This window comes from Sterolibacterium denitrificans, from assembly GCF_900174485.1.
Lineage (GTDB): Bacteria > Pseudomonadota > Gammaproteobacteria > Burkholderiales > Rhodocyclaceae > Sterolibacterium > Sterolibacterium denitrificans.
The window spans coordinates 2756105-2768681 of the sequence record NZ_LT837803.1; the positions used below are offsets into that span (position 1 = coordinate 2756105).

General features: G+C 63.5%; 10 protein-coding genes. 6 read left to right on the forward strand and 4 right to left on the reverse strand.

The features are described 5' to 3' along the window. The first annotated feature begins 7 nt into the window (after positions 1-7). Positions 8-1297, forward strand: coding sequence for a serine--tRNA ligase (serS, locus tag SDENCHOL_RS12440; RefSeq protein ID WP_067170235.1), 1290 nt, complete (start codon positions 8-10; stop codon positions 1295-1297). Here serS and mltF read toward each other — a convergent pair. Continuing rightward, positions 1284-2804 carry a membrane-bound lytic murein transglycosylase MltF gene (gene mltF, locus SDENCHOL_RS12445; RefSeq protein ID WP_067170237.1) on the reverse strand — a complete coding sequence of 507 codons (1521 nt, stop codon included), beginning with the start codon at positions 2802-2804 and terminating at the stop codon, positions 1284-1286. The genes serS and mltF overlap by 14 nt on opposite strands. 314 nt (positions 2805-3118) lie before the next feature. Then, positions 3119-4213, reverse strand: coding sequence for an ankyrin repeat domain-containing protein (locus SDENCHOL_RS12450; RefSeq protein WP_154717246.1), 1095 nt, complete (start codon positions 4211-4213; stop codon positions 3119-3121). Between the two features lie 209 nt (positions 4214-4422). On the opposite strand from SDENCHOL_RS12450, the gene SDENCHOL_RS12455 reads away from it, so the two are divergent. Then, positions 4423-5004, forward strand: coding sequence for an energy transducer TonB (locus SDENCHOL_RS12455; RefSeq protein ID WP_067170242.1), 582 nt, complete (start codon positions 4423-4425; stop codon positions 5002-5004). Here the strand turns inward: SDENCHOL_RS12455 and SDENCHOL_RS12460 are convergent. Then, a complete protein-coding gene (locus SDENCHOL_RS12460; protein ID WP_172955077.1) occupies positions 4948-7743 on the reverse strand; it encodes a PAS domain-containing protein in 2796 nt (931 codons plus the stop codon). The two genes, SDENCHOL_RS12455 and SDENCHOL_RS12460, sit on opposite strands and share 57 nt — an antisense overlap. 322 nt (positions 7744-8065) lie before the next feature. Here SDENCHOL_RS12460 and SDENCHOL_RS12465 point away from each other — a divergent pair, with 322 nt between their 5' ends. Then, positions 8066-8431, forward strand: a complete 366-nt coding sequence (locus SDENCHOL_RS12465; protein ID WP_067170247.1) for a hypothetical protein — start codon at positions 8066-8068, stop codon at positions 8429-8431. A gap of 15 nt (positions 8432-8446) precedes the next feature. On the opposite strand, the gene SDENCHOL_RS12470 is transcribed toward SDENCHOL_RS12465, so the two are convergent. Beyond that, positions 8447-10396, reverse strand: coding sequence for a putative bifunctional diguanylate cyclase/phosphodiesterase (locus SDENCHOL_RS12470; protein WP_067170250.1), 1950 nt, complete (start codon positions 10394-10396; stop codon positions 8447-8449). 237 nt (positions 10397-10633) lie between these two features. Here SDENCHOL_RS12470 and SDENCHOL_RS12475 point away from each other — a divergent pair, with 237 nt between their 5' ends. The 3 genes from SDENCHOL_RS12475 to SDENCHOL_RS12485 are packed head-to-tail and all read left to right on the forward strand — an operon-like array spanning position 10634 to position 12577. After that, positions 10634-10951 carry a (2Fe-2S) ferredoxin domain-containing protein gene (locus tag SDENCHOL_RS12475; RefSeq protein WP_172955078.1) on the forward strand — a complete coding sequence of 106 codons (318 nt, stop codon included), beginning with the start codon at positions 10634-10636 and terminating at the stop codon, positions 10949-10951. Between the two features lie 14 nt (positions 10952-10965). Next, complete coding sequence (locus tag SDENCHOL_RS12480; RefSeq protein WP_067170255.1) at positions 10966-11601, forward strand: alpha/beta hydrolase; 636 nt, start codon at positions 10966-10968, stop codon at positions 11599-11601. A 55-nt stretch (positions 11602-11656) separates the two neighbouring features. Continuing rightward, positions 11657-12577, forward strand: coding sequence for an ATP-binding cassette domain-containing protein (locus SDENCHOL_RS12485; protein ID WP_067170741.1), 921 nt, complete (start codon positions 11657-11659; stop codon positions 12575-12577).

Consider the following 12577-nt stretch of genomic DNA (forward strand, 5'->3'; position numbering starts at 1 on the left):
CCCCACCATGCTCGACCCCCAACTCCTGCGCACGCAACTCGATACCGTCATTCAGCGCCTGGCCAGCCGTGGCGTGAGCCTGGATGCCGCCACCTTCCAGGCCCTCGAAGACGAACGCAAGCAACGGCAGACACGCACCCAGGAACTGCAGGCCAGGCGCAACAGCCTGTCGAAACAGATCGGCCAGTTGAAGGCCAAGGGCGAAGACGTCGGCGCGGTGATGGCAGAAGTCGCCGGCCTGGGCGATGAACTGAAAACCAACGAGGACGCGCTGGCCGCGCTCCTGAGCCGCTTCAACGACTTCGTCGCCACCATACCCAACCTGCCGCATGAAAGCGTGCCGCTCGGCCGGGACGAAAGCGCCAACGTCGAAGTGCTGCGCTGGGGCACGCCGCGCAGTTTCGATTTCACCGTCAAGGATCACGTCGACATCGGCGAAGGCCTGGGTGGCCTGGATTTCGCGACGGCAACAAAAATCGCCGGCAGCCGCTTTGCCTTGCTGCAAGGCGGCATCGCCCGCCTGCACCGGGCGCTGGCCCAGTTCATGCTCGACGTACACACCACGGAACACGGCTATACCGAGCTGTACACACCCTACCTGGTCAATCCCGACAGCATGTTCGGTACCGGCCAACTGCCGAAGTTCGAGGAAGACCTGTTCCAGGTGCCGCGCAGCGATGGCGGCAAGCTCTACCTGATCCCCACCGCCGAAGTGCCGGTGACCAACATCGTGCGCGACGAAATCCTCGCTGCCGGGCAACTGCCACTGAAATTCGTCTGCCACACCCCCTGCTTCCGCTCGGAAGCCGGCTCCTACGGCCGCGATACGCGCGGCATGATCCGCCAGCACCAGTTCGACAAGGTCGAACTGGTGCAGATCGTGCATCCCGAACACTCCTGGCAGGCGCTGGAAGAACTCACGCAACATGCCGAAAGCATCCTGCGGAAGCTGGAACTGCCCTATCGCAAGATGGCGCTGTGCAGCGGCGACATGGGTTTTTCGGCGGCCAAGACCTATGACCTCGAAGTCTGGCTGCCGGCGCAGAACGCCTACCGCGAAATCTCGTCCTGCTCGAACTTCGAAGCTTTCCAGGCGCGACGCATGCGGGCGCGCTTCCGCAACGAGCAGAACAAGAACAAACCGGAACTGGTGCACACCCTCAACGGCTCCGGCCTGGCGGTCGGCCGCACCCTGGTGGCGATCCTGGAAAACTACCAGAACGCCGACGGCAGCCTGACCATCCCGGCCGCGCTGCGCGGCCACATGGGTGGAATGGAAAGACTCAGCGCCGGCTGATCAATTGGGTCGCCTTGATCAACGCCGGCCCCACCAGCCCCGCCTCCTGGCTGGGGCCGCCTTCGGCACCGGCGCGTGCCTGCGCCTGTCTGAGGCCAGTCGATGCGTTCAGGGTGTACCTGTCGATATTGAGATTCAGCCCTTCCTGCGGCTCGAAGCGCGACAGGATGTCGTAGAACTTGCGAATGTTCTCGACCATGATCACGGCCTCGCCGCCGCGCGCGCGGCCGCTCTTCAGCCGCCTGTAGTATTCCGGCCGCGCCATCAGCGGCAGCACCTGCTTCATCTCGTACCAGGACGTGGTGTCCCGCTCCATGCTCCTGGCGATGGCCAGCGCTCCGTTCATGTGGCCCTGCCCCAGGTTGTAGGCGGCAATGCCCATCCAGGTGCGATCCGGCTGGGGAATTTCCGCCGGCAGAGCGGCAATGATGTCGTTCAGGTAGCGCGCCCCGGCGCGGATGCTCTGGCGGGCATCGAGGCGGTTGCTCACCTTCAGGCGATCCGCCGTTTCCTCGGTCAGCATCATCATCCCGCGCACATTGGTCGGTGAAGTGGCCAGCGGGTTCCACATCGATTCCTGATAGGCCAGGGCCGCCAGCAGGCGCCAGTCGATGCCGGTCATTTCCTGGGCGGCGACAAACTCGGCGCGATAGCGCGGCAGTGTGCTGTTCACCCGTTGCAGAAACCAACTGATCGAAAGCTGATCCAGTCGATGCAGGTGGCCGAAGTAGCGGTCATTCAGACGCGCCAGCGTGCCCTCGCTCTTGACCCGGGCGATGAAGCGCTGCGCCTTCTCGAACAGCAGCGGATCGCCATTCACCGGGAAAGCCCAGGCAAAACGCACCTGGCCTTCGAGTTTCTGCGCCACCTGGAGATTCGGAAAAAAACTCGCCGCAATCGAGAAATCCAGACTGTCGATTGCGGCAAGCTCGCTCTTGCCCTCGCTGACGCGCTCCAGCAGATCGATGCCATTCAGACCGCGCTGCTCGGCCACGAGGAAACGCACGGTCGCCGTGTCCTTGGCATTCGCCGCTGCCACCAGGCTTTGTTTTACGTTCATCAGCTTCAGCAACGCAGCCTGCGGCGAGCTTTCGAGCACCTCGATCTCCTTGCCGACCAGCCCATCGATATCGTCGATGCCCAGGGCATCGGCCGACTGCACGAGCAAATGCTCCGCCTCGCGCAGCGGCTGGGTGTAGCGGATGCCTTCAGGATTCTCGGAAATGTTCGGCGAGGCAGCGAAATGCGCCTTGCCTTCCCTGAGCAGGACAGTCAGTTCGCTGTAATCGCGCACCGGAATCACCCGCAACCGGAGCCCCAGCTCCTGGGCAAACAGCTCGACCAGATCGCGCTCGAAGCCGCCGCCCTCCTCCGGGGCAAATGGCGAGGAGTCGCGCACGGCCACCACCAGTTCATCGCGCGGCAACGGTGCGGTCACGCGCGTACAGGCGGCAATGGCCAGCGTCAGCAAAACCAGAACTGCAAGAAAACCGTACACGCTGCGCATGGGCGGTCCTCCAAAAAATCGACACCCCGAACGCAAACACCTCGTGGCAGCACAGAATCGCGCTGCGCTCGCGTTATGCGTTACATCGTTGCCTGGATCGATGGACGAACATGCAAAAGCGGCGTGGTTGCAGAAACCCGCGTGCCATGCATGCCATTGCAGGAACCCGTCGATTGAAAACCGGACGGATCAGAGTAGCGGAGAAGCGGAGCAACGGAAATCCGGACCATCGTGCGATGAATACTGCCGCTTCCAGGAGGGCATTTTAACAGAGTCTCCGGCGCGGCCCGTTCCCGGGTGCCGTGCCGTCGTATTCAAGGCATCTGCTTCAGACGCTCCACCGCCTCGTAAAGCGACTTGCGCAAGGCATCGACCGGCTGGCCGCTGGCCCGGGCCTGCTGCATCCGCTCCAGGATAAGGCTGATCTCGCCGCGGACGGCAGCCGCCGCTGCCGCTGCGGACTCGTCGCCCCCGTGTATTGCCACCGGCGTCCCGGCAGCGGCATCGCGGTAAATCATCTCGGCGCGTTCGCCGACAGAAGTTCCTGCACCTCCTGTTTCCCCGGGCTTCGCCGCACGCCGGGCCGTGATGAGCAGTTTTCCGGGCTTGCCGCGGCGCGCCGCTTTGCGTTTCGGAGTGTCGATGACGATGCGGCGGCTTTCCTGCCTGAAGCGCTCGACGCTTGCCTGCAGCGCCGCCCGCAGGCTTGCCGCAGACTGCCCTGCCGCCTCGGCCAGACGAATCTGACGCAGGATTTCCTCGATTTCCGCCGGCCCGGCTTCGGAGCGCTGCGGCGCACCGAAGCTGGCCGGATCGGCCTGCGCGGCCCGGGCGAATTCCGCCTGGCTGGATACCAGCCGGGCAATGCCGAAGTTCCCATGACGCATCGCCCAGCCCAGCGCCGATTCGCCGCGTTCATTGACGGCCTGGACATCCGCCCCTGCCTCGAGCAATTGGCGCGCCAGATCGGCATGGCCCTCGCGCGCGGCCATCATCAGCACCGTGGAGCCATTCGGCGCGCGCGCATTCACATCTCCTCCGCGAGCCAGCAGCAGACTGACGATTTGCGGATGATCGGCAAAGGTCGCGTAATGCAGCGCCGTCCAGCGCGCGCCGGGACGATCCGCCGCCGCGCCATGATCCAGCAGCCATTGCACCGCCGCCAGATGACCGCGCCAGGCGGCCAGCAACAGGGCCTGTTCGTCGTAACGATTGGTCAGGTCGATGCGCGCGCCATGCCGCACGAACAGCTCCATCATGGCGATGTTGCCTTCCCAGGCCGCAATCATCAGGCCGCTGCCGATGCGATCGCCCTGGAAATCGGCCGGCAAGCCGTCGTCCAGCCAGGCGGCGACGCGTTTCAGGTCGCCCTGTTCGACCACCAGCGCAAAACGGGTCGGATCGGGCAATGACGGCGTTTCGGCATGCGCGGCCGCCGGAAACAGACTGCAATGCAACCCGAACCAGAACGCGCAGGCAGCGCATACGGTCGCGTAAAACCGCAAGGATTTGCTTGGAGACACGGGCAAACATCCTCATCCGCAAAAGCCCCGTTGTAGCAGAATGTACGCTGTTTTCAAAATGCTCGGCCATCTGCCTGCCGTCTCTGGAATGTGGAATGTACCCGCCCTCTCGCTTCTCCCTGGCCGTCGCCCTGCTGATCTCCCTGCTTCTGCACCTGTCATTGCTCGGCGCCGGCCTGCTGCTGCAGCCGCAGGCTTTGTCGAGCAACCGTCAGGCCGCAGCCGCACGGATCGATACCCGCCTGCTGCCGCCCGCAACGCAGAACCTGGCCGAGCCGCTGCTGAAGAACACCCTGGCCGAAGAAACCGCGCCACCGCCCGATCCTCCCGCCGAACCGGCACGCGCCGCTGCGCAATCCCTGGCATCCTCATCCTCGCCGGCATCGGCAAAGCCGCGCGCTTCAAGCGCATCATCCGCCGCACGGCAGACGGCGCAACGCAAGCTCGCCGCACATATCTACTACCCGGAAGAAGCCGTGGCACGCGGACTGGAAGGCGAGGTGCGCCTGCTGCTGACGCTCGCCCCGGACGGCCGGCTGCTCGATGCCGTGATTGCCGCAAGCAGCGGTCATGCGCTACTCGACCAGGCTGCGCTCGATGCCGTGCGGACGATGGGCGGGCTACCCGATGCCGGCGTCGTGGAGTTGATCCTGCCCGTCGTGTTCAGGCTGCAGTGATGCCTGGGTGACGTTGGCCAGACCTCTCGATGAAGGCGCGTGACTGTGCCGGGAATCGGCGCCGGCTGCGGGCAGGACAATGCTGAAGACGGCGCCCCGCCCGGGCTCCGATCGCAAGTCCAGATTCAGCTCAAGCAAATGGGCGATGCGCTGCACGATGGAAAGCCCGAGCCCCAGGCCGATGCCCGAGTTCCGCTCCGGATTGCCGATCTGAAAATATTCGTCGAAGATTTTCCGGCTGTATTCGGCGGCGATGCCAGGGCCGTTGTCGCGAACTTCGATGCGGAATCCCGCGCGACTGCGCCGCGCGCACACCAGCACCTTGCCGGCGACGGAAAACTTGATGGCGTTATCGACCAGATTGCCAAGCAAACGGCAGAACAGGATGGGATCGGTATGCACGACCCCGTCGACCGACCTGACGAAGAGCGAGACACCCGCCTTGCGGGCAATCGGCCCGTAGGTCGTCTCGGTTTCCTGCAGGAGCCGAACGAGCGGAACGTCGCACTTGTGCGTTTCCAGCTTGCCCATGTCGAAGCGGGAAATGTCCAGCAACATTTCCAGTTGCGCCGACATCGACTTGATGGCGAGTTGCAGGCTGTCGGCAATCTGTTGCTGGGCAGAGCACACCTCCTGGCCGAGCGCGTCGGCGAACAATTGCGCGGCATACAACGGCTGGCGCAGATCATGACTGGCCGCATTGAGAAAATTCGCTTTCGCCGCCGCCAGTTGTTCCGCCTCGCGACGGCGTGCGTCGATCTCCTGCATGACCTGAAACAGGCGTTCTTGCTCGGCCTTGAGTTCGGTAATGTCCCTGATCGTTCCGACCAGTCGCAGCGCCTTGCCATGCTCGTCACGCTTGACGACCAGACCGCGCGACTGCAGCCAGATCCAACCGCCGTTGCCGTGGCGCACGCGCAATTCCACCGAAGAGGTATCGATGCCCTGCTGGGTATGGTGTTCCCGATTCTTGGTTCCCCGCTCCACGTCATCCGGATGAACGCGTTGGCACCACGTATCGTAATCGTGCTCCATTTCATCGCTGCCCAGCCCCAGCATCTGCATGCTGCGCGGCGAAAAGCTGATCCTGCCGGCCAGCACATCCCAGTCCCAGACGCCGTCACCCGCGCCTTCCAGGGCGAATTTCCAGCGCTCCTCGCTACGGCGCAGCGCCTCCTCGACGCCTTTGCGCTCGCTGATGTCGCTCATGCAGCCGACGATGCGCAGCGACTGCTCCTTCTGATCCTGCACCACCAAAATGCCGCTGCCATGCACCCATTTCCAGCTTCCATCCTTGCAGCGCAGGCGAAACTCTATGCTGTCGGTGGCCTTTTCACGGGCCAGCAGGCTGCGGAAACTTTCGTCGATCACTGCCTGGTCGTCGGGGTGCAGACGCGTCATCCACTCGCTGGCATCGTCGCGGATCTCGTCCTCGGCATAGCCAAGAATCTCCTTCCAGTGCGCGGAATAGACGCACTTGTTGGTTGCCAGCTCCCATTCCCAAACGCCATGGCCCACCGAATCCAGGGCCAGCTTCCAGCGTTTCTCGTTCTCGCGGACGACTTCCTCCACCTGCCGGTGCTCGGTGATGTCCACATTGGTGCCGATGATGCGCAAAGGCTTTCCGTCCGGATCGCGTGAAACCACCGCAGCACGCGAAAGTATCCAGCGCCAGCCGCCATCGCGGGCGCGCAGGCGCACTTCGATCGAGGTATGTTCCGTCACGCCATCGGTCAATTGCCGGCCATTGGCTTCGGTGATCGGCAAATCATCCGGATGCACCCGGCTATACCACTCTTCCGGGCTGGTACCGATCTCGTCTGCGGCATAGCCGAGCATTGCCTTCCAGCGCGTCGAATAATTGAGCACGCCATTGACCACATCCCAGTCCCAGACACCATCGCCGACCCCTTCGATCACCAGCTTGCAGCGTTCGGCATACTGCTGCACCGCCGCTTGCAGGCGCATGCGCTCGCTGACATCGATGGTGTAGCCGTGCCACAGCACGCTGCCATTGGCGAGCGCTTCCGGATGCGCTTCGATGGCGCGCCAGCGGATTTCACCACTCGGCAGCATCATGCGATATTCATGGCGCCAGAGCTGCAATGTCTCCGCGGATGTTCGCATCGAGGCTCGCAGTGACGCCAGATCATCCGGATGCACACGCCCCAGAAGATGGCCGACGTCGGCGCGCGCCTGCTCCTGCGTCACGCCGTACATGCGCGGAATCGACTCGCTGACGTAGGGGAAACACGTGCTGCCATCGGGATTCAGCCGGTACTGGAACAGGATGCCGGGAATCCGCGCGCACAGATTGGTATAGAAATCGAGTTGCTGATGGGTGGCCTGCACTGCCGCCCGTTCGGCACTGAGATCGCGCGCAATGACGGTGACGGTGCAATCTTCCGGAGACATATTCGTATCCATGCCCAGCCGGCCTTCGAGCCTGATCCAGCGCTCATTCGATACCTCGGGCGGCAGCGCAGGCAACGACAGCAGCAGCTCGCAACTCCCCTCCGCCGCAACGGCAAAGCACTGCTGCAGGAAGCTCTCGAACACCGGCAGCGCAGTGTCGGCAATGCAAGCCTGCAAGGCGGCGGGCGCGCCGTGCGCCAGACCGAGCAAGCGCCGCGCCGCCCGGTTGCTCTGGCGCACGCTGCCATCGCGTGCCAGCACCAGACAGGCCACCGGCATCTCTTCAAACAACTGGCGATAATCCGGCGAACGCTCTGTCTCCATCACAGGCATCTCATCTGCGGCGCGAATTCGTGAAAGGGCTGGGGAACAAATGGAATCGGTCATGGTCTTGCTTCACTGTGCTGTGTTCCGGACGCATTATCTGCCCGATATTCCGAGACCCCAATACTCCCACAATCCCGGCCAGGGGAAATGTCGATGAGCCGACGATCCGGAAAACGGTACGGAGGAGTTTATCGGGTATGCTGGCCCTGCGCGGGACATGCAACACACAGCACACAACTCTCAACTTCCACAGGAGCAAGCAGCGGTGAGATTCAGAAGCAAGCGAATGCGATTATCCGGGTTGTCCGCCGCAGGCGGCATGGAACGCAATGCCAGTCCCTTGGCCCGGGTTTTGTCGTATCTCGTAACGGCCGTGGCACTGGTGCTGGCGCTGGCATTCTCGGCCGTCATTTTCGGTCTGCTGCTGTTCGCCGGCATACTGGTCGGCGCCTGGTTCTGGTGGAAGACCCGAGCCCTGCGACGCCAGATGCAGGAAGCCGCCGAGGCGATGGCCGCAACCGGTACCGCGCACGCTGAAGGCGAAGGTGAAATCATCGAAGGCGTCGGTGTGCGCATACACGAAGACAGGTTCGGCCTCGCGGAATACGCGGAGCCCGGGGAGTCCGGCGAATCCGGGAAGCCCGAGGCCCCCGACCGCCCCGCCGGACACGGATCCGGGTATTGAGCGCAGCGGCCGGCGTCAGGCGATGGCCTTGGCCGCGATCAGATTTTCCATGTATTCCACGAACGCCGCTGCCGCCATCGGCCGCGCGAAGTGGTAGCCCTGCGCTTCGTCGCAGTGCTGGCCATGCAGCATGGCAACCAGGGTCTCGTCCTCGACGCCTTCGGCAATCACCTGCAGGTTCAGGCTGCGCGCCATCTGGATGATGGCATGCACGATGGCGGCATCGTTCTTGTCGCTGGCCATGTCGCGCACGAAGGACTGGTCGATCTTGAGCTTGTCGACATCGAAACGCTTGAGGTAGGAGAGGCTGGAATAGCCGGTGCCGAAATCATCGATTGACAGCTTGATGCCCATCGACTTCAGGCGCTTGAGGATTTCCAGGGTCTTCTCGATATCCTGCACCAGGATCGATTCGGTCAGTTCGAGCTCCAGATACTGCGGATCGTGGCCGGATTCGTTGAGCGCCTGCACCACGCTTTTCTCGATGTCGCCGCGCTGGAACTGGATCGCCGACAGGTTCACCGCAACGACGATCGGCGGCAGGCCGGCCTTGCGCCATTCGACCGCCTGCTGGCAGGCATGCTTGAGCGCCCAGTCGCCCATGGGCACGATCAGGCCGCTCTCCTCGGCAATGGCGATGAACCGTCCCGGCTGCAGGATGCCCATCTCCGGATGGCGCCAGCGAATCAGCGCCTCCACCCCGACCACCTTGCCATCGGCCAGATTGATCTGCGGCTGGTAGTGCAGCAGGAATTCGTCGTTGATCAACGCCTGGCGCAAGCCGTTGCGAATCTTCAGATATTCGACGGCTTCGTTGTTCATCTGCTCGGTGTAGAACTGGTAGGTATTGCGGCCGCTGGCCTTGGCCTTGTAGAGCGCGGTATCCGCCTTCTTCAGCAGGGAATCGAAATCCTTGCCGTCTTCCGGATAGACGGCGATGCCGATGGAAACCGAGGTGGTCAGGTCGTGCCCCTGCACCTTGAAGGTGGTGCCCAGGGTTTCCTGCACCTTGGTGGCGATGGTGGAAATGATTTCCGGATCGATCACATTGGCCAGGATGATCAGGAATTCGTCGCCGCCCAGGCGGGCAATGGTGTCGGTCGTGCGCACGCAGTCGCGCAGCGTGTCGGCAATTTTCTTGATCAGTCCGTCCCCGACCGGGTGGCCGAGGGTATCGTTGATCGCCTTGAAGTGATCGAGATCCAGGTGCAGCACGCCCACCCCGCTCTTCTCGCGCGAGGCGTAGGCCACGGCATGATCCAGACGGTCCTTGGCCAGTTGGCGGTTGGGCAGACCGGTCAGCGCATCGTGATAGGCCAGATAGTTGATCTGCTCCTCGGCCTGCTTGCGCATGCCGATGTCCTGGATCAGCGGCAGAAAATAGAGCGGCTGGCCATTGCCATCCTTTACCAGGCTCATCGACACCTGTGCCCAGACATCCGCCCCGCTCTGCGACAGATAACGGCTTTCGCTGTTGTAATGCTCGGCATCGCCAGTCAGCAGACGCTGCATGCGTTCCAGCTCCTGGGGCAGCTCTTCCGGATGCATGACATCGCGGAAGTTCTTCGCCAGCAGCTCCTCGCGTTCATAGCCGAGGATCCGGCAGAGCGTTTCATTGGCGTCGAGGAAACCATGACCGGGCGCCACGATGGCGGCGCCCAGCGGCGACTGGTCGAACATTTTGCGCCAGCGCCGCTCGCCCTCCTGCTGCGCCTGCTTCACAGCGGCCAGCGATTCACGACCGGCCTGCTGCTGCGCCGATGCACGCAACAGCAGGCGTGCCGCCAGCAACGAAGCAGAGATGAAGAAAACGGCCGTCATGATGGCAGCCGGCACGCCAAAGCCGTGAACGTTGCCAAGGACCAGTACCGTCAGGAGTCCCACCAGCAGATTCGCGGCAATCACTGCCCAGATCACCTGCTTGCGGAAAGAGTTGGCTGGCAGTAATGGTGCGGCTTTGGTCATTGCATCGCGTCCTGTCGGTATCGGCCCATCGGAAACATCGAAACGTCGGCACATCCGGATCATCCCGTTCCGCGAGACGGTACCCCGGTGCTCGCGAATTTACTGTTCCGCAAGGTTTCATGCAAGGAAACATTACCCACTCCGTATCCATCCAGCCATTCCCTGTTCGCCGCATGGGATACGGCCGCGCAATGACGCCATATAATCCATTTTCTCCCCTGAGCAGACGGAATGGCCATGAACTATTACAAGCACCACGTTTTCTTCTGCACCAACCAGCGTGAACCCGGCATGGTCTGCTGCGGCGCGCGCGGCGGCGTCGAACTGCGCAATTACGCCAAGGATCGCATCAAGGCACTGGGCCTGAACGAAGGCGAAGCGGGGCAACGCATCCGCATCAACTCTGCCGGCTGTTTCGATCGCTGCGACGAAGGGCCGGTGCTCGTCGTCTATCCCGAGGGCGTCTGGTACACCTATATCGACAAGGAAGACATCGACGAAATCATCGACACGCACCTGATCGGTGGCCAGGTCGTCGAACGCCTGCGCATCTGACCGCATGAGCGCCCATGACTGAACGCTTGCTGCTCGACGGCCCGGATGGCCGCATCGAAGTTTTCGTCGATACCCTGCCGCTGCCCGGGCTGCGCGGCATTGCGCTGGTCGCCCATCCGCATCCACTGTTCGGCGGCACGGCCGACAACAAGGTGGTGACGACACTGGCCAAGGCCCTGCGCGGTCTGGGCTACGTCACGCTGCGGCCGAACTTTCGCGGCGTCGGCGCCAGCGAAGGCAGCCACGACCAGGGCGAGGCCGAAACCGCCGACCTGCTGGCCGTGCAGCAATACGCCGTCCAGCGCTTCGGTGCGCTGCCCACGGTGCTCGCCGGCTTTTCCTTCGGCGCCCATGTGGCGACCCGTCTGGCCAGGATACTCGCCGAACGCGACACGCCGGCCGAACGCCTGATACTGGTCGGCACGGCCGCCGGCCATGTCGAAGGCGCGCGCAGCTACGATACCGCCGCCGTACCCGCCGACACCATCGTCATCCATGGTTCGGAGGACACCACGGTGCCGCTGGCCAATGTCCTCGCCTGGGCCGAGCCGCTGGAACTGCCGATCAGCCTGGTACCGGGCGCGGATCATTTCTTCCATCGCAAGCTGCACATCATCCGCAACATCATCCATGCGGCATGGAAGCGCTGATGTGCTGAGCGTACAAAACGTGCCGAAAAAATTGCCCGTATCGGATATATCGGACATGCCGGACATCCTGTCGGTTGCCGACCTGCGCAAGTCGTATGCGGGCCGCGAAGTCGTCACCGGCGTGAGCTTCGGCCTGCGGCGCGGCGAATGCTACGGCCTGCTCGGCCCCAACGGCGCCGGCAAGACCACCACCCTGCGCTGCTGCCTGGGGCTGACCACGCCCGATGCCGGCGCGATCCAGATGGCCGGCCTGCCGGTGCCGCAGCGCGCCCGCGAAGCCCGCAGCCGCGTCGGCATCGTGCCGCAATTCGACAACCTCGATCCGGATTTCAGCGTCGCCGAAAACCTGCTGGTGTTCGGCCGTTATTTCGGTCTGGCGGATGCGGCCACCCGCGCGCGGATTCCCGCCCTGCTCGAATTCGCCGGTCTGACCGGCAAGGACGATGCGCCGCTGGCCAGCCTGTCCGGCGGCATGAAACGGCGCCTGACGCTGGCGCGCGCCCTGGTGAATGATCCGGATCTGCTGATCCTCGACGAACCGACCACCGGCCTCGATCCCCAGGCGCGCCACCTGATCTGGGAACGCCTGAAGCGCCTGCTGCAGCAAGGCAAGACCATTCTGTTGACGACGCATTTCATGGACGAGGCCGAGCGTCTGTGCGATCGCCTCGCCATCCTCGACGCGGGACGCATCGTTGCCGAAGGCGCGCCGCACGAACTGATCACGCGCCACATCGAGCCGCAAGTGGTCGAACTCTACGGCGAGAACGCGCCGGACTGGGCGCGGCAACAGGCGGACGGGCTGGCGACGCGGATCGAGGTCAGCGGCGAAACCGCCTTCTGCTATGTCACCGACGACAAGCTCGCGGCGCTGCTCGCGCTGACCGGTGCTGCGCCGGGCCTGCGCGTGCTGCACCGCCGCGCCAACCTCGAAGACGTTTTCCTCAAGCTCACCGGCCGCGAACTGCGCGACTGA

Bases quoted from the DNA above. Each gene is read 5' to 3' on its own strand.
- mltF (WP_067170237.1), bottom strand. From the start codon at position 2,804: ATGCGCAGCGTGTACGGTTTTCTTGCAGTTCTGGTTTTGCTGACGCTG.
- serS (WP_067170235.1), top strand. From the start codon at position 8: ATGCTCGACCCCCAACTCCTGCGCACGCAACTCGATACCGTCATTCAG.
- SDENCHOL_RS12455 (WP_067170242.1), top strand. From the start codon at position 4,423: ATGTACCCGCCCTCTCGCTTCTCCCTGGCCGTCGCCCTGCTGATCTCC.
- SDENCHOL_RS12465 (WP_067170247.1), top strand. From the start codon at position 8,066: ATGGAACGCAATGCCAGTCCCTTGGCCCGGGTTTTGTCGTATCTCGTA.
- SDENCHOL_RS12460 (WP_172955077.1), bottom strand. From the start codon at position 7,743: ATGGAGACAGAGCGTTCGCCGGATTATCGCCAGTTGTTTGAAGAGATG.
- SDENCHOL_RS12480 (WP_067170255.1), top strand. From the start codon at position 10,966: ATGACTGAACGCTTGCTGCTCGACGGCCCGGATGGCCGCATCGAAGTT.
- SDENCHOL_RS12485 (WP_067170741.1), top strand. From the start codon at position 11,657: ATGCCGGACATCCTGTCGGTTGCCGACCTGCGCAAGTCGTATGCGGGC.
- SDENCHOL_RS12470 (WP_067170250.1), bottom strand. From the start codon at position 10,396: ATGACCAAAGCCGCACCATTACTGCCAGCCAACTCTTTCCGCAAGCAG.
- SDENCHOL_RS12475 (WP_172955078.1), top strand. From the start codon at position 10,634: ATGAACTATTACAAGCACCACGTTTTCTTCTGCACCAACCAGCGTGAA.